Below are 17,698 nucleotides of genomic sequence, written 5' to 3'. Positions count from 1 at the left end.
ATATCGAGGATTTTGATGAATAAAAAAACAATATTAACAATAAGTAAATCAGTAATCATTATTTTGATTCTGTTAGCTGTTGTTTTTGCATTAAGAGCTCCTGCAGCGGATCTTAATATTTTGCCTACTGGTGATTTAAAGGCAGAATACGAAGATGCTTCAGGTCTTCCTTATTTTAGTGAAATGGATTCATATTATAACTTAAGGTTGACTGAAAACTTTGTTGATCATGGTGATGTGGGAGATGAAGTAGTCAATGGTTCAAGTTGGGATATGCATAGGAATTCCCCTGATGGAAATGAAATTAATTATGAGTTAGCTATTGTATGGGTAACATCGTTCTTCTACAATATAGCAAACCAATTCTTTGGTGATTATACTGTTCAGGAAGTTGCATTCTGGACAGGTGCTATTGTAGCATCTCTTGCAGTTGTTCCTGCGTTTATCTTTGCTAGACGTTTGACTAATGATTTGGGTGCAATAACAGCTACATTAATAATAGTGCTTGCACCAAACTATTTTGCACACACATTCCCTGGATTTTTTGATACAGATATGTTCTACTATATCTTTTCATTATTCTTCATACTGTTCTTTATGGAGAGTTTGAGGTCTAAGAATCTTATTGCAAAAGTTGTATTTGCAATATTGTCTATTGTATCTATAGGTCTTTTCTCCCAGTCATGGACAGGATACATCTTTTATGTAGGTCTTATGGGTATCTTTTCAGTTGTGTACTTAATATTATGTTATGTATTTAACATTGGTGATAGTGAAAGAGAATTGTACCCAAGTAAATTTGCTTGGTTTGTACATCAAAAAGATTTAATATCTATTGTTATTTTAGGTATTGTAGGATTTATAGGTCTTGCAGCATTTAAAGGTGTAGATGGTGTAATTGGAATATTTGGTAGTTTAACCAGTTTATTATCCTTGCAATCAACTTCAACAGTTGTCGGCGGATTCCCTAATGTACTTATTTCTGTTGCGGAATTGCAAATGCCAAGTATGCTTGGTGCAGGTATGGATTCATTCTTACTTGCTAATTCTAATGGTGTAATAAACGGTATTGGTGGAATTTTCGTATTCTTTGCTGGTTTAACTGTATTATTTATCTTTGCAAAAAGGATATATGATTCTAGAAATATTAAACCGGCTGGTGACACAACTAAAAAACCACCTAAATCCCAAAGATTATCATCTTCTAAAAAAATTGATAATGACCGTAAGTTTAAAATATCTTTAGGTAGTGTAAGTAAATTTGCTAAAGATAATGAAGTAACTGAAGCTAAACGTTTGAACTTAATGTTTGCTACTTTATTTATAGTATGGGTAGTAATTACAGCACTTGCAGTAAGTAGGGGTTCAAGGTTCATTACCACTATTGTATTACCGTTTGGTTTAATGGCAGGTATATTTGTAGGATATGCTTCCGATTATGTTAAAACTAAACTTGATAATGACAAAATGTTAATGGCAGTTATACTAGTAACAGGATTCTTTGCATCATACCCATTAGCAGCAGTTACAGCACCTATGTTTGGTATTATATTATTCCTATTAATTGCTATAGCTGGTGGAATAACTATTTACGGATTAAAATCCAGTAAGTCTGCATCTACTAAAGTACCTATTAAGAAGTATGTTGCTATTATAGCAATTGCTCTTGCATTGATAACACCTACTGTTTGCGGTGCTTATCAAACTGCTAATCAAGTAGTGCCTGGTACTAGTGATGCTATGTGGGATTCCATGTTATGGATTAATGAGCATACTGCTGACAATACTGTTGTTGCATCCTGGTGGGACTTCGGTTACCTCTTTGAGATTGCTGCTGATAGACAAGTAGTCTTCGATGGGGGTAGTCAAACTGGTAACAGTAGGGCATTCTGGCTAGGTCAGGCGATGACGACGGATAATATGGATTTATCTGCAGGAATATTTAGAATGTTAGGAACTTCTGGTGAAAACGCTACTAATACATTAACAGACTATACTGGCAGTCCTGGTAAAGCAACTGATATTTTAATCAATATCCTGCCGAAAAATGCACAGGATGCTAAAAATACATTAATTAATACATATGGTTTAACTACTGAGCAGGCCAATACTATTATTCCGCTTACTCACCCAGATAATCCAAGACCGGTTATCTTTGTAGCAAGTTCAGATATGCTGCAGAAAGCTGGTTGGTGGAGTTACTTTGGAGCATGGGACTTTGATAAGCAGAATTCCACAAACTTCAATTATTATGTGCCTTCCCAACAAGTAACTGTTGAACCGGGATCTACTGGTAGATTAGCTTTAATTAATGAGTCTGGTCTTGAATATGATGCAGTTATTACAAGAGGTACTGGAAACAACACTACTACTGGTCATACTGAAGCAGTATATTCAAATAATGGTTCTTTACTTAAAGTAAACGGATCAGAATTTAATCCATTGAATGTATCCCGTATCATGGTAATTGAGAATAATCAATTAGTGAAAAATGAATCAATAGCTGGAGCTCCAAGTGACTCTAACTATACATTATTCCTGATGGGTGAAAATAATGTCTACACACCTATTATTATGCATAATAAATTAGCTGATTCAATGTTTACTAGATTATATCTGTTAGGTGGTATGGGTCAGAATGTATTCTCCATGGTTCATATGGAAAATGGAGTTTCATTATGGCAAGTAAATTATAACAACACAGCCGCTGGCGGAACTAGTACACCTGCTACATCTAATGCTACTGATGGAAATATTGCTACTACTAGTCCGGACAGGGCTTAATTTTGATTAGGATATTTTAATCCTAATCTCTTTTTTTAATTATAATATGGTGATTTAATGGGAATAGAAGAGAAAATAAAAGATATTGAAGAAGAAATTCAAAAGACACCATATAACAAGGCTACTTCTCACCATATTGGTAAACTTAAAGCTAAACTTTCTAAATTAAAAGAAGAGTCTATTCAAAGAAGTAGTTCTGGAACAAAAGGTCAGGGTTTCCATGTAAAGAAATCTGGAGATGCTACTGTTGTTCTTGTTGGATTTCCTTCTGTTGGTAAATCTACTCTTTTAAATGAACTTACTAATGCTGAAAGTAAGGTGGGAGCTTATCAATTTACTACTTTAGATATTGTTCCTGGAGTTATGGAGTATAAAAATGCTAAAATACAGGTTTTTGATATTCCTGGAATTATTACTGGAGCAAGCAGTGGTAAAGGTAGGGGAAGAGAAATTTTATCTGTAGCCAGGACAGCTGAACTGATTATAGTTGTTTTAGATGTGTTAAATCCACAGCATTTGGATGTTATTTTAAAGGAATTAAGAAATATTGGTATCAGACCAAATGAAAGACCTCCTGATGTAACTGTAAACAGGAGAAGAACTGGTGGTGTCCATGTATCTTCAACAGTTCCTCTTACACATCTTGATGAAAAAACAATCAGATCTATCATAAATGAGTACGGCATGCATAATGCAGACGTACTTTTCAGGGATGATGTAACAATGGATCAATTTATTGATGTTCTTGATAGAAATAAATCATATGTTCCAATGTTGATTCTATTAAATAAGGTGGATCTTGTAGATAAAGCATACCTTGAAGAGATGAAAAAACAGCTTCCTGAATTTATACCGATTTCTGCAGATAAAAAATTAAATATTGATAATCTTAAGGAAACAATCTTTGAAAATTTAAACCTTGTTCGTGTTTATCTTAAACCGCAAGGAAGAAAAGCAGACATGAATGATCCGTTAGTTATTAAAAAAGGTTCAACAGTCATTGATGCCTGTGATAAATTACACAAGGAATTTGTGAAAAACTTCCGTCATGCTAAAATATGGGGAACATCAGTTAAATTCCCAGGTCAGAAAGTCGGACCTGATCATGTTCTGGAAGATGAGGATGTTTTAAGGATTATTCTTAAGAAATAATTGTGAGTAATATGAATCAGGTTATTTTTATAAGTGGAACTCCATGTGTTGGAAAAACTACATTAGCTAGTGAACTTTCTAAAAGATTGGGAGCTAATTTGGTTAGGATTAATGAATTGGCTATTGGCAAAGATTTAATTTTAGGGATTGATAATAAAAAAGGTTATAAAATAATTGATGTGCCTAAATTAGATGTAGCTTTGGGAGAAATTATTGATAATCTTGATTCAGATAAATTACTTATTGTAGAAGGGCATTTGTCTCATTTATGCACAGGTGCTGATAAAGTAATAATTTTAAGAGTTCATCCAAGTATTCTGGAAAAAAGACTGGCTGACAGACAATATTCTGATTCTAAAATCCGTGAAAATCTGGAGGCAGAAGCACTTGATGTATGTGGTGTTGAAGCATATGAATCATATGGCAGTGATGTCTGTGAAATAGATGTAAGTGATTTGTCTATTGATGAGACAATTAACTATGTGGCAGATGTTATTTTTGATAAAAAAGAGTTTCCATTTGGTGAGATTGATTTCATGAATTGGTTAATAAATTGTTAATGTTTAAATTTAAACTGTTTTTTTTTGAACTGTTTATAAGTTACTTATTTTTCAAATATTGTATCTATTAGGGGTAATTTATATAATGGGATACAATCTGTTTTCTATTTTTATTTTTTTGAAAATTATATCTTTTACTGTTAAATACGGGAGTTTTAAAAAATTTATGAATATTTTAATAAAGTTTTAAATATATTTTATTTAAATTTTTAATATTTTTATTTTTTAATAGGATTATTTTTAAATTTTATTTTAAAAATTAATCAAAATTAAATTTTTATGAAGTTAATGGAAGGTTAAATTTAATGTAGGTTTTTTATAGTTTATCCTATTTTTAGGCTTTAAATTACTTTATTTTTCATTTAAATTTCTATTTTTCTTTAATATTAAAATCGGGGGGGGGGAAAATTATCCTGTTTTTAAATAAGGTGCTGTAGTTTTTTATAAAAATATTTAAATAGTACATGGGGTTAAAAATATAATATGCCTATACATAAACAAGATATTTTAATATAATTTGGTTTATTCTATTTGAAAATAGTGTTGTATGGGATTTAGAGAAGTAGAACTCGTTGTTTAAAATTATTAATAAAATTTAAACATTAAATTACAATTAACACATCAATATATAGTTAGTATTTTTTATTCAACCTTTCTAAACTTCTCTAATTTTATTGATTTAAAACATATTTAGTTTTTTATAAATTATCAAATATTCCCAATTTATTTAGTTTTTAACTGTGATATTGTTCGATATCATATAAACATTCTAAAAAGAAGTATAAATACTTTTTGTTAATATGACTTTAATAAAATTAAATGTGAAACTGAAATTTTTATTTTTGTAAAAAATAGAATAGGATTTATAGAAATCCTTTAAAATAAATAATGTTCTTTTACTAGGTGCACAATTTCTTTTGCTTCTTCAGCTTGGTCTGAAGGTACTTTAAATGATAATGGTTCACTATAAGCTGCTCCGTCTACATTAACAACAGTGTTGTTGGTTACACCTATTTTAATATCTACATCAAAGTCTAAAGTTCCTGCTGTTTCAAATGAAATAGTTTTAATCGTGTCTTTCGGGAAAAATTTAACTTCTACTTTTTTGCCGCTTAATCCTTGAACATCTACTTCATAGATTCCATAATTAGTTAAAATTATCTGATCTCTTATAAACTGATATGACTGAATTACTTCTTCATCTTCAAAAAAGAATTCTGATACATAGTCTTTTTCCATATCTGAACTTACATCGCCGTAACCTATTACTTTATCTAAAAATGCCATATTTGTGACCTCACATTTATATTATTAAAATAATACTATTTATATTATAAGGTAATATTTTTGAAATAGGTTTAAAAAGCTTAAAAATAAAAATAGTCTTTGTTACCACTTTTTAAAAAATAGAATATATCTGAAAATAATAGGCAGCCAGTAAAGACAGCCTATTATTCCGATAGCTTTTGTTGTTTAAAATTTTTATTACAATTAACACAATTTTTATTGCTATCTAATTGTTATTTAGATTTTTATCATTTATATAGTTTTGTACATTTTTTAGTTATTTCGTTATATTTTTAGAGTTTGTATATTTTTTTCTAATTTTTTTATATTATTAAGTATTACTTTCATGTTTTATAGTGTTATTTAATCATTTTTTTTGAACTGTCTTTTTTTTAAAATTATTTTTATGGAAATTTTCATATACTTTAAAGTTAAAAATTATATTGATTTTAATAAAATTTCTTTTTTAACACAACCTTTATAAATATAGAAAAACAAATTTATTCCTAATATTCATATTAACCTAAGGTTATTTTAACTATGGTTTTTGTTTTAATATGCGCAAATCATTTTAATTCAATTTTTGAATATTATATCCTAATTTAATAGTTATTATTATAATTATGAGGAGGATATCTTTGAGTAGAGGAAAAAGACCAAAATGGATGATTGAAATAGCTATTGAACGTATGAATATTCTTTTTGAACGTGCTGAGATGGAATTCGAAAAGCACCCTGAAAGAAGTAATCGTTATGTTATATTAGCTAAGAAGTTATCTACCAAGTATAATACTAAAATTCCCGATAAATGGGCAAGAAGGTATTGTAAAAAGTGTAATAAGTTTCTCTACCCTGGTCACAACGCTACAGTCCGGCTAGTTAACGAAGAAGTTAACATTTTATGTGGCGAGTGTGGGCATGTTATGAAAATTCCTTATCATAAGGAGAAAAAAAATAAAAGGAGAGCTAAATATGAGTCAATCAAAAAAAGAAATGATGAATAGAGCTCTTTCCGCTATGACAATGAATATTGGTAAAGCTGGTGTTAATGACAATGTCATTGAAGAAATCAAACGCCAACTTAAAGCTAATGAAATTGTTAAACTTAAATTTGCAAAAAATATCGCTAAAAATAAAGATGATTATATAGCAGACATTGTCCAGAAAACCAGATCTAAACTTATAGATGTTAGAGGAAATGTCGCTGTCATTTATAAAAAAAAGCCTTAAAAACATTGCTTAAATTTAGAGTTACAGGCCCTATTTTTATTAGGTCTTAAATTTACAGTTGATTATGAGGACAATTATTTAAAATTAAATATTGGAGAATTAATATGACTACTGTATTTGATGTACCTGCAGATTTATTAATTAAAAAAGTCGCAGAAGAATTTAAAAACAATGATAAAATCAATTCCCCTGCATGGTCCAATTTTGTAAAAACCGGTGTTCACAAAGAAAGAAAACCTGAAGATGTCGACTGGTGGTATACCAGATGTGCATCTATCATCAGAAGAGTGTACATGGACGGACCTGTGGGAGTTATGAGCTTAAGAACTTTCTACGGTGGTAAAAAAGACCGTGGAGTAACTCCTGAAGTATTTAGAAAAGGTAGTGGAGCTATCGTAAGAAATGCACTACACCAATTAGAAGATGCAGGATATGTTGAAAAAGTTGTAGGTGGAAGAGTTGTTACTCCAGCAGGAAGATCATTCTTAGATAAAATTTCTGCTGAAATCATTAAGGATATTCCTAATCTTGCAAAATATTAATTAAATTATTTGGAGAGTTTGATATGAGTGATCTTGATGAAATTCGCCGTAAAAGAATGGCGGAATTAGAAGCCAGACAAGCTGCTGCACAAGGTCAAATGCAACAACAAGCACAACAACAAATGCAACAGCAAGAAGCACAAAGACAATTTGAGGAGCAAAAGAAAGCTTTGATAGCTCAAATTTTGACTACTGAAGCACGTTCAAGATTAGCTAACCTTAAATTGACTAAACCAGAGCTTGTTAATCAAATTGAAATTCAATTAATCCAATCTGCTCAAGCTGGCAGCTTAAGAGGTAAAGTAACTGATGAACAGTTAAAAGTACTTTTAAGACAGATAGCTGGTCAGAAAAGAGAAATTAAAATTACAAGGAAATAATATTAATGAAAGCTTGTGTATTATACAGTGGAGGAAAAGACAGCTCTTTTATGGCGGTTATGCTTAAAAGACTTGGTCTTGATGTTGAATTATGTACTGCCAATTTTGGTGTTTATGATTCTTATATTCCAGCAAGCCTTTCAGCCAAATCTCTCGGGTTTAATCACAGAGTTCTTGATTTGGATTTTGAACTTTTAGATAAAACCTGTGATATGATTATGGAAGACGGATTTCCCAATGACGGAATAAAGTTCATTCATGAAAATGTTGTTGAAGAGATTTCTGAAATGTATGATATTATAGCCGATGGAACCAGAAGGGATGATAGAACTCCTAAACTTAATATAAATCAGATTAAAAGTCTTGAAGATAGAAAAGATGTTCAGTATGTTAATTTGGATAGTTTTGGCCATAAAACAATTAAATTAATTACATCTAATTTATTTGAAATATCTCATGAAAAAAGCAATAAGGACAATAGCTCTGATTATGAGGTTGAAATAAGGACTTTAATTGATGAAAAAGGAGGAAATTCATTGGATATTTTCCCTGAGCATTATCAAACTCGTGTTACCGGGTATAAAAAATAATTATTATTATAAGGTGAGAAAATGAGTAGAAATAAACCATTAGCTAAAAAATTAAGAATGGCAAAAGCAAATAAACAAAACAGAAGAATTCCAATCTGGGCTTATGCTAAGACTAACCGTAAACTTAGATACAGACCTAAACCTAGACATTGGAGAAGAAACAGTCTTAAATTATAAGGGGGATTTTTCATGGAAAGAGTTTATACAATTCCACTTAGAAACGTAAAAAAAGTCAAAAGGACTATCAGAGCTCCTAGAGCTATCAGAGAAGTACAAAACTTCTTATTCAAACACATGAAAGCTGAAGAAGTAAAGCTCGATGAATCTATTAATCATGAAATTTGGGCAAGAGGTATTCAAAAAATACCTTCTAAAATTACTGTAAAAGCAGTTAAAGATGATGATGGCGTAGTAGAAGCTACTTTAGCAGAATAGCTATAATACTACTTCAATACTGCGTGAGGTAACAATATGTTAAGAAGAATAAACATTGTAGATAATCCTAATATAGGAGTATTTATTTTAGCAACTGATGATTTGGCTATTGTTCCTTACAATCTTCTTGATGAAAAAGTTAAGTTGATTGAGGAAACATTAGAAGTTGAGGCTGTAAAATCTTCTATTTCCGGATGTAATCTTATCGGATCTTTAGCTGTAGCTAATTCAAACGGTATTGTTGTTTCCCCACATGTATTAGATAGAGAAGTTAAACAGTTTGAGGAATTAGGTTTAAATGTAGCTACAATTCCAGGAAATTATACTGCAGTAGGTAATATTGTTGCAGCTAATGATACCGGAGCTATTGTAAGCCCATTTTTATCTGATGGGGCAGTTAAAGTCATTGAAGATACTTTAGATGTAAATGTTGAATCAACTTCCATGGTTGGAAGCGACATTATCGGTTCACTGATTACAGTTACCAACAAAGGATTTTTAATGGATAAAAATGCCACTGAAACTGAAGTAGACTTTGCTCGTGATGTATTTGGTGTTGAAGGAGATATTGGTACTGTAGGTAGAGGTATTTCTTTAGTTGGGGCATGCTCTCTTGCGAATTCAAGCGGAGCTATTGTAGCTAAAGAAAGTACAGGTCCTGAAATGGCTAGAGTTGAAGAAGCATTAGGCTTTTTAGACGATTTATAAATAATATCCTGAGGAGTTAATATGATAACAAAAATTTACAGAGTTAAAGGTACTTTTGTAATGGGCGATTCATATCATAAATTTACTAAAGAATACAAAGCTACCAATGTAGCTGATTTAGAAGAAAAAATTTATGAACGTTTTGGAAGTAAACATGGTTTAAACAGAAACCAAATTTCTATTAAAGATATTGCTGAAATCGCACCTGAAGATGTTGTAGACCCAATTTTAAAAGAAATTTTATAAGGGTGTTACTATGGAAGATCAGCAAAAATTTAATCAATTACTTAATGAAATAAATGTGTACAAACAGCAAGGAGACTTAATTCAGCAACAAATTGAATTAGTCAGAGCTTCCATTGCTGAAGTTGATGCATTAACCAACACTTTAGATGATTTGGAAGGTAAAGATTCTGTTGAAGCTTTCGTACCTGTAGGTGCTGGTTCTTTCATTAAAGGTGAACTTAAAAACACCGATGAAGTTATTGTAAGTATTGGTTCTGGAATAGCTGTTAAAAAAGATGTTGACGGAGCAAGAGAAACTATTGCAAGACAGAAAAAAGATCTGGAAGACAGTTTGGATAAAATGTTATCTAATATGCAACAGGTGTCTGACATTATCGGATCTTTATCTGCTCAGGCAGAACAGTTAGCTGCTGTTGCTCAAGGAAACATGTCAGCTACCGGATTAAACTAGATATAACTTCCTTTTTTTACTTTTTTTATTTAATTTATTTTTCCATATTTTGCTTATTTTTTAAATATTATAAAAAACATATTATTTTCTAATTAAACCATAAGGTTGTGTAAAATTTGTTTGAATCTTTGAAAAAGAAGTTTTCACGAACTAGTGATAAATTAGAAGAAGAGCTTATTGAAGAAGCACAGGAAGAAAACAATCTTGAAGAGGAATCCGGTAAAAAATTCTCCTTTTTTTCATTTGGCAGGAAAGATAAAAAAGAAGAAGATGATTCTGAAAGTGATGTAGCTGAAATTCCTCAGGAAGTTGAAAGTATTCAAGAAACTGACACTTCAGATAATGAAACCTCTGATGATAAAGATGAAAAATCTGGTTTCTGGAGTTTTGGTAAAAAATCCGGTGATAATAAGAAAGAGTCTCAGGAGGAAGAATCAGCTGAGGAGATTCAAGAGGAAGAAGAACCTAAAAAACCTCATTTCTGGAGCAGAAATAAAGATAAGGATTCTTCTGAAGAAACTGATGAAGATGAAGAACCAAGTGGAATGTTTTCATTTATTACTGCCAAAACCATTTCAGAAAAACACCTTGAAGATATTTTATGGGAACTTGAAATGGGTCTTCTGGAAGGGGACGTGGCTATGGAAGTAGCTAGTGCAGTAGTGGATTCTGTTAAAGATGATCTGGTTGGCCGTAAAATCAAAAGAAGCAATGACATTACTGAATATACCTACAATGCACTAAGAAATGCTGTAGCTGAAATTATTGATATTCCTGGCAAGTCAATGACTGAAATGATTGAAACCAAAAAAGCACAGGGCGAACCTCTTGTTGTAATGTTTGTCGGTATTAACGGAACAGGTAAAACAACAACCATCGGTAAATTAGCTAATTACTATCTTAAAAAAGGTTATACTCCTGTAATAGCTGCTGCAGATACTTTCAGAGCAGGTGCTATTGAACAGGTTAATTACCATGCAGACAAGGTTGGAGTTAAGCTTATCAAACACCAGAAAGGTTCAGATCCTGCAGCTGTTGCATTTGATGCAGTTGAACATGCAAAAGCTCAGGGTAAAGAGCTGGTTTTAATTGATACTGCAGGTAGGATGCAGACCAACACCAATCTTATGGATGAAATGAAAAAGATTAAGAGAGTTGCAAAACCTGATTTGGTTGTCTTTGTAGGGGATGCCCTAACAGGTAATGATGCAACCCAGCAGGCTTCCAAATTTAATGAAGCCATTGACCTTGACGGTGTTATTTTAACTAAAGCAGATGCGGACAGTAAAGGGGGAGCATCATTGTCTATTGGTTATGTTATCAAAAAACCTATTCTCTTTTTGGGAATGGGTCAGGGATATGATGACATTAAGGAATATGATGCTGACTGGATGCTGAATCAGCTCTTTTCTGAAAGCGGAGAAGAGGTAAACATTAATGAAGCTTAAAAAAATAACATTGATTTTAATTGTTATTTTGGCAGTGTTGACTTTGATAGCTGGTGCAGTCACATTTACCAGCAACAATTCGATAATAGAAACACCTAAGGGAAATGCTTCTGTTGTTGTAACTGGTGATGTGATGTTTGCACGTAATATGGCTGGAGTATTAAGTTTGGATGAAAGTCCTTTCAGACATGTGGAAAATGTAACCGGAAGTGCAGATTTATTATTAATCAATTTTGAAAATGCTGCAACAACTTCAGGGTATGCTGTAAAAGGGGATGTTCCGCTTAAATGCGATCCTTCCTATGTTCCATTAGCTAAGGCTAACAACAATACAGTTGCAGCACTGGCTAACAACCATTTATTTGATTACGGCACTGACGGTATGAAAGATACCTTAAAGTCTTTGGATGATGCAGGCATCACTCATATCGGTGCAGGAAATAATGAATCTCAGGCTCGCCAAACTGCAAGCAGTGATATAAATGGGAGAAATATTACTATAATCAATTATATGGATTCAAACAACTTTAAAGAATATAGTACTGATGTAATGCCTCAGGCTAACGGTTCTAATCCCGGTTATTCTGCATATGACAGTGATGTTGCAAAACATCAAATTCAGGATGCAAAGGCAAATGGTTCAGATGTTGTAATTGTTTATTTCCACTTTGGAAATGAATACTCCCGTTCACCAAATCCTGATCATGAAAAGATGGCTCATGAAGTAATAGATTATGGTGCAGATGCTGTTTTAGGTTCACATCCTCATGTAACACAGGGAATTGAAATGTATAAAGGCAAGCCTATATTCTACAGTCTGGGAAACTTCATATTTGACATGTCAAATTCAGCAACTCACATTGCATATATAGTCAAAATGGACTTTGTCAATGATACTGGAGAGTGTACAGTTTATCCTGTGATTATTTCAGGATACCTGCCTTACTTTATGGGACCTGATGAGGGAACCAGTTTACTTAATTCATTGTCTCCTCAATGTGATGATTTGGAAATAACACCGGAAGGTACCGGTAAATTGTATTTTAATTTAACTGATGATAATTATGAATCAAAACAATAAAAGCCAGTGGAACTCTTCTTTTGCATTTTTAATGTCAATGATAGGTGCTGCTGTTGGATTAGGTAATATATGGCGTTTCAGCTATGTACTGTACTCCAATGGTGGAGGATCCTTTTTCATTCCCTATTTTGTAGCTATCGGGCTTCTGGGAATTCCATTTCTTATTTTGGAATATGGTTTGGGGTTCAAATTCAAAACATCCTTTTCAAATCTGCTCCACAAAATAAGACCGAGGTTTGAAGTAATAGGGTGGATTTTAGGTCTTCTTGCATTTGGTGTTGTAACATATTATATGGTTATTCTTGCATGGGATATAGTTTATCTTGGAGCAAGTCCGTTTCTGGCATGGGGAGCTGATCCTGCAGGATTTTTCTCAAATTATGTTGGTGGGGACTCTACAATTTCTGACTGGTCCCATTTGATACTTCCGACAGTAGCGGGACTGGTTATTGTATGGGTAATGATATGGTTTATTTCAAAAAAAGAGCTGAACTCAGGAATAGGCAAAGTATCCAAAGTGCTGATTCCATTATTGTTTGTTATAATGGCAGCTATTGTAGTGTTTTCCCTGACATTGCCGGGTCATAATCTGGGAATTGAAACACTGCTGACTCCGGACTGGTCAGTGCTTTTTGATGTAAACATATGGCTTGCTGCATTTTCACAGATTATATTTTCATTAAGTTTGGGAATGGCTATTGCACTTACATATGCAAGTTATTTGCCTGAAGATTCAAATTTAATCAATAATGTGCTGATTGTAGTTAGTTCAAATTCAGGATTTGAAATATTCACTGCATTTGGAGTCTTTTCCATATTGGGTTTCATGTCAGTAACATCAGGTGTTCCGATTGAAAGCCTAATCAGACAGGGTACAGGTCTTGTATTTATTGTATTTCCGACAATCTTCAATACAATGGGTATAGCAGGTAAGATATTGGGACCTCTGTTTTTCCTGGCTATATTATTTGCAGGAATAACTTCTGCTCTGGGATTTTTGGAGCCGTTACTTAATTCTGTATGTGATAAGTTTGGATTTACCCGTAAAAAATCAGCCAGTATATTATGTGGTGTCGGATTTGTGATTTCAATGTTTTTCACATGCGGAATCTCCAGCTATCTTGTTGAAATAGTGGACGGATTTTTGAACCAGTTCGGAATATTGTTTTTAATCGCATTGCAGTGTATTATATTTGGATGGATTTTAGGAATTGGTGATTTAATTGAAGTTGTAAACAAGAATTCTATAGTGCATGTTGGAAAACTATGGGTTGCAATTATTAAATATATACTGCCATGTGTAATTTTCATAGTTTGGACATTCGGAATTATTGATCTGATTAAAACAGGAGGATTTCTGGAACTGACTGTTGATGTAATCATTACTCTCAGTATTTTAATAGTCAGTGTTATGCTGACAAAATTCGAAGATTATAAATAAGTGTTAATAACAAATAGTAAGGTGTAATATGGTTTTTTTTAAATCATATTGTAATATATCAACAAAAAAATTTATTTTTTTGATTCGTTTAAAACCTTCTCACGTGTTTAAGGGAGTGTTATGCTCCTTAAAACACACTTTTAATAAAGTTTCTTTCTTTTGGAATAGGCTTTCTGTTTCTTTTTTTCCAGACTTTTATAATCTCTGGACTTGTAGGTGTTCTGCTGTCTGTTTGTAGTGGCATTGGGCATTACCGTTACCAAATTTATTGTGTTGTTGTCACAGGCAAAAACAACCTTGATTTCAGAGTATTTCTTAGTTTTCGGAGCCGGAAAAATAACTTCATACTGGTGATTTCCGCTAGGTTCATATCTTAAAGGCTCTTCATTTAATATGGTGTCTACAATATACTCTCTTGAGATTCCGTTGTCATCAAGCCTTTGAACAAAATGAGTGTTTTCAAAGCACCAGTTAATGTTGCTGAGGTTTCCAACAATATATTCGTCAAAAATATCCATACTTTTAATTTCATATTTAGTTGCTTTTATAGCTTGTGTTTTTAATTTGTTTAGAATATTTTTAAAATCAGCTTATTTTGTTTAGAAGAATATAGGTAATTATATTAATTTCCTTTTATAAATTATTATATATTGGAGGTTTTTCATGGTTTCTAGAAAAATTTTGATTTTGGCAATGATTGCTGTTTTAGCTATTGGAATCGGTTCAGTATGTGCTGTGCAGAATGTTGAAGTTGACGGAATGAAGTTTTGCATTCCTGACGGGTATAATGAAGAAACATCTTTAGCTACTGAAGGTGTAACAAATGCAGACGGCTTTAAAATATATAATCGCACATATTTCGACAGTTCCAATAAGATGATACACATATCTGTTTTCCATGGTAAGGATACTGATAAGTTAAGTTTGGATGATTTAAAAGAACCTACTGATGTTAAAAAAACCATAAAAGGTTATGATGGTTTATTGGATCATGATAAAGATGCAGGATTATACTTTTTTACATATATTAAAAATGGAAAAGTCAGTATAGTTACTGTTGAAGATGAAAGTTTACTTGAGAAAGTTATTGTTTAAGTGGGAAGAGATTTTCTCACTTATTATTTTATTTTTGTAGTTGTTTGGTGATTTTACAATTAAAAAAGTTTAAATTTAATTGTGATTAATTAAATAATTTATCATGTGTTTATTTAGTGAACATATTCTGTTCATTTTTAAATTTAAAGTAATTTTATTCTTTTATTTTGTTTTATTCACTTTACATTGGTTTTATTTTTATTTTGTGTAGTTGTTAATTAATATTTTCTTTTTTTATAGGATTAATTTAGTAATCTTTAAATATAATATGATTTAAATTATTATTTAAAAATGAAAACAATTTTTCATAATGGAGACAATTTTTAAATTTAAGTAGGATATAAATCAAGAAATTTTTTGAAGCTTGGTTTTTTAATGGAAAAAATTAATAACGATTTTAATTTCAGTTAAAAGAAGGGTTAGTTAATGCTTTAAATGAATTTGAAAATCAAACATTGTTAATATGGTGAAAACATGGAAAATACAGTATCGTTTCAGGAATATCTTTTAAGCAAAGGATATTTATTTGATCCGAAAATAATTGAAAATTATTTATTGTCTATAAAAGTAAAACCGTTTGTAATATTTACGGGAAATTCAGGAACTGGTAAAACAAAACTTTCTCAATTGTTTGCAGAATATATTTCTGATTCCACCCAAAATTCTGGAAATAATAGTTCTTTAATTAAGGATAATGAATTTTTGTTTGTTAAAGTGCCTGTTAATAAATCATCCTTTGAAAACACTGGATGGACACTTAGTAATAAATATCTTTATGATGTTTTGCCAATTAAAGAATCACAATGTGACTGTGATATATTGGTAGACAATATTCCTGCAAAAGCATATGTTCGTGTGCAAATGCAATTAGAATATGATAAAAATAATGAAAAATTAAAAAATTATTTTAAAAATTTATTTTCTCAAGATTCTGCCAAAATTGTTGATTTAAAAATAAATATTGGGGCATTTAAAGAGATTTATGATCGTAAATCTAATAATGAAGATTTTATAATTTTGGAACAAAATTCAAACAAAACAGCATTTAATGAAAGGCAATGGTTTATGAATAATAATATTTTTAATTATTTGCCATTTAAATCAGGTTATGTTAATTGTAATATTGTAGTTAAAAATATTAAATCTGCTGCCAAAATTAGGCTGATGCCTAGGTTGTATTTTAAGAAAAATGAAGAATTACAAAACTATTTAAAAGAAAATGAAGGCAAAAAAGTTGAAGTAAAAATCAAAACAGACAATTTCAATTTTGAAAATTTCCATCCAATATGGGAAAAAGAAGAAGATTCAACAAACCATAAAAAAGATCCAAATTATAAGATCGTTCCTGTGGGTGCTAATTGGACGGAAAATAGGCATGTTTTGGGATTCTATAATGTAATTACTGGGGAATATCATGAAACACCATCTTATTCTTTAATTAAACTTGCTAAAAATGATATTGATTCACCATATTTTTTAATTTTAGATGAAATGAATTTATCTCATGTTGAAAGGTATTTTGCTGACTTTTTATCAGCTATTGAAAGTTCACAACCAATTCCATTGTATTCCAATGATGATGAAAATTATGAATTAGATATTCCAGATAATTTATTGATAGTAGGTACTGTTAATGTTGATGAAACAACTTATATGTTTTCACCTAAGGTTTTAGATAGGGCAAACACTATTGAATTCCCAACAATGTCTGCTAAAGAATATATGAACTCTGATTTTAAAGAATTTGACTTTAAAAACATAAACTATCTAATGAATCCACTTGAAGATTTGGATGTGAGAAATATGAATGTTCATGATTTAAAAGATATTTTCATGTTTATTAATTGTTCTAGAGGGAATTTGTGGGATGTTTTATCTATTGAGTTAGATTTATTCCAAAGCATTCTTAAAAAAATAAATTTTGACTTTGGTTTTAGGGTTATTAATGAAATTCTCAGGTTCATGTTTGTTTCATGGAGATATGAAGGATCTCCAAAAAATTGGGAAAATTGGGAGAGATATTTTGATGCTCAAGTCAAACAAAAAGTTCTTCCAAAATTGCACGGTTCACAAAAAGCTATTGGTCAAACTATCAATGAATTATTTAATGCATGTTTAATTGAAAGAAAAAATAATGCAGATGCAAGACTTGTTGATTTAACTAAAAAAGATTGCAGGTATTATACTTCTGCAGTTAAACTTCAAAATATGGCTAAAATATTATCTAATCAAAGATATGTATCTTTCATTAATTAAATTTAGATTCAA

20 protein-coding genes are annotated in these 17,698 nt (G+C 31.2%); 18 read left to right on the top strand and 2 right to left on the bottom strand.

Annotated elements, in window-relative coordinates:
* The first annotated feature begins 15 nt into the window (after positions 1–15).
* From K4897_RS04130 to K4897_RS04120, 3 genes are read left to right on the top strand one after another with little or no spacing between them, the layout of a single operon-like run.
* Positions 16–2,784, top strand: coding sequence for a dolichyl-diphosphooligosaccharide--protein glycosyltransferase subunit STT3 (locus tag K4897_RS04130; RefSeq protein WP_250416846.1), 2,769 nt, complete (start codon positions 16–18; stop codon positions 2,782–2,784).
* Positions 2,785–2,841: 57 nt separating this feature from the next.
* Positions 2,842–3,936, top strand: coding sequence for a GTP-binding protein (locus K4897_RS04125; RefSeq protein ID WP_019264599.1), 1,095 nt, complete (start codon positions 2,842–2,844; stop codon positions 3,934–3,936).
* 11 nt (positions 3,937–3,947) lie between these two features.
* On the top strand, positions 3,948–4,496 hold the full coding sequence (locus K4897_RS04120; protein WP_019264598.1) for an adenylate kinase family protein: 549 nt from the start codon (positions 3,948–3,950) through the stop codon (positions 4,494–4,496).
* An 876-nt stretch (positions 4,497–5,372) separates the two neighbouring features.
* Here the strand turns inward: K4897_RS04120 and K4897_RS04115 are convergent.
* A complete protein-coding gene (locus tag K4897_RS04115; protein WP_250416843.1) occupies positions 5,373–5,783 on the bottom strand; it encodes a PH domain-containing protein in 411 nt (136 codons plus the stop codon).
* 638 nt (positions 5,784–6,421) lie between these two features.
* Between K4897_RS04115 and K4897_RS04110 the strand changes: the two genes are divergently transcribed.
* The 13 genes from K4897_RS04110 (at position 6,422) to K4897_RS04050 (ending at position 14,335) form a co-directional block, all read left to right on the top strand.
* A complete protein-coding gene (locus K4897_RS04110; RefSeq protein ID WP_019267780.1) occupies positions 6,422–6,787 on the top strand; it encodes a ribonuclease P protein component 4 in 366 nt (121 codons plus the stop codon).
* Positions 6,756–7,013 (top strand): YhbY family RNA-binding protein, encoded by a 258-nt coding sequence (locus tag K4897_RS04105; RefSeq protein ID WP_004032467.1) that lies wholly within the window; start codon positions 6,756–6,758, stop codon positions 7,011–7,013. Before K4897_RS04110 ends, K4897_RS04105 begins: the two co-directional genes overlap by 32 nt.
* Positions 7,014–7,117: 104 nt before the next feature.
* On the top strand, positions 7,118–7,555 hold the full coding sequence (locus tag K4897_RS04100) for a 30S ribosomal protein S19e (protein WP_004032466.1): 438 nt from the start codon (positions 7,118–7,120) through the stop codon (positions 7,553–7,555).
* Positions 7,556–7,578: 23 nt separating this feature from the next.
* On the top strand, positions 7,579–7,935 hold the full coding sequence (locus K4897_RS04095) for a DNA-binding protein (RefSeq protein WP_004032465.1): 357 nt from the start codon (positions 7,579–7,581) through the stop codon (positions 7,933–7,935).
* Between the two features lie 5 nt (positions 7,936–7,940).
* On the top strand, positions 7,941–8,525 hold the full coding sequence (locus tag K4897_RS04090; RefSeq protein ID WP_019264596.1) for a hypothetical protein: 585 nt from the start codon (positions 7,941–7,943) through the stop codon (positions 8,523–8,525).
* A gap of 21 nt (positions 8,526–8,546) precedes the next feature.
* On the top strand, positions 8,547–8,702 hold the full coding sequence (locus K4897_RS04085) for a 50S ribosomal protein L39e (RefSeq protein WP_004032463.1): 156 nt from the start codon (positions 8,547–8,549) through the stop codon (positions 8,700–8,702).
* Between the two features lie 12 nt (positions 8,703–8,714).
* Positions 8,715–8,960 (top strand): 50S ribosomal protein L31e, encoded by a 246-nt coding sequence (locus K4897_RS04080; protein WP_019264595.1) that lies wholly within the window; start codon positions 8,715–8,717, stop codon positions 8,958–8,960.
* A 36-nt stretch (positions 8,961–8,996) separates the two neighbouring features.
* Positions 8,997–9,668, top strand: coding sequence for a translation initiation factor IF-6 (locus K4897_RS04075; RefSeq protein ID WP_019264594.1), 672 nt, complete (start codon positions 8,997–8,999; stop codon positions 9,666–9,668).
* 21 nt (positions 9,669–9,689) lie between these two features.
* A complete protein-coding gene (gene rpl18a / locus K4897_RS04070; protein WP_004032460.1) occupies positions 9,690–9,914 on the top strand; it encodes a 50S ribosomal protein L18Ae in 225 nt (74 codons plus the stop codon).
* A gap of 10 nt (positions 9,915–9,924) precedes the next feature.
* Positions 9,925–10,365 carry a prefoldin subunit alpha gene (gene pfdA, locus K4897_RS04065; protein ID WP_250416841.1) on the top strand — a complete coding sequence of 147 codons (441 nt, stop codon included), beginning with the start codon at positions 9,925–9,927 and terminating at the stop codon, positions 10,363–10,365.
* Positions 10,366–10,481: 116 nt separating this feature from the next.
* Positions 10,482–11,813, top strand: coding sequence for a signal recognition particle-docking protein FtsY (ftsY, locus tag K4897_RS04060; protein WP_250416839.1), 1,332 nt, complete (start codon positions 10,482–10,484; stop codon positions 11,811–11,813).
* Positions 11,803–12,894, top strand: coding sequence for a CapA family protein (locus K4897_RS04055; protein ID WP_250416836.1), 1,092 nt, complete (start codon positions 11,803–11,805; stop codon positions 12,892–12,894). Before ftsY ends, K4897_RS04055 begins: the two co-directional genes overlap by 11 nt.
* Positions 12,878–14,335: a sodium-dependent transporter gene (locus K4897_RS04050; protein WP_250416835.1), complete on the top strand. Its 1,458-nt coding sequence runs from the start codon at positions 12,878–12,880 to the stop codon at positions 14,333–14,335. Before K4897_RS04055 ends, K4897_RS04050 begins: the two co-directional genes overlap by 17 nt.
* Before the next feature lie 140 nt (positions 14,336–14,475).
* Here the strand turns inward: K4897_RS04050 and K4897_RS04045 are convergent, their stop codons facing one another.
* On the bottom strand, positions 14,476–14,853 hold the full coding sequence (locus K4897_RS04045; protein WP_019266501.1) for a DUF4258 domain-containing protein: 378 nt from the start codon (positions 14,851–14,853) through the stop codon (positions 14,476–14,478).
* A 145-nt stretch (positions 14,854–14,998) separates the two neighbouring features.
* Between K4897_RS04045 and K4897_RS04040 the strand changes: the two genes are divergently transcribed.
* Positions 14,999–15,430, top strand: coding sequence for a hypothetical protein (locus K4897_RS04040; RefSeq protein WP_250416832.1), 432 nt, complete (start codon positions 14,999–15,001; stop codon positions 15,428–15,430).
* Positions 15,431–15,904: 474 nt separating this feature from the next.
* Positions 15,905–17,686: an McrB family protein gene (locus K4897_RS04035; RefSeq protein ID WP_250416829.1), complete on the top strand. Its 1,782-nt coding sequence runs from the start codon at positions 15,905–15,907 to the stop codon at positions 17,684–17,686.
* The last annotated feature ends 12 nt before the right edge of the window (positions 17,687–17,698 follow it).

Source organism: Methanobrevibacter sp. TLL-48-HuF1 (assembly GCF_023617305.1).
GTDB classification, from domain to species: domain Archaea; phylum Methanobacteriota; class Methanobacteria; order Methanobacteriales; family Methanobacteriaceae; genus Methanocatella; species Methanocatella intestini.
This window is presented reverse-complemented; position numbering and strand designations above follow the sequence as displayed.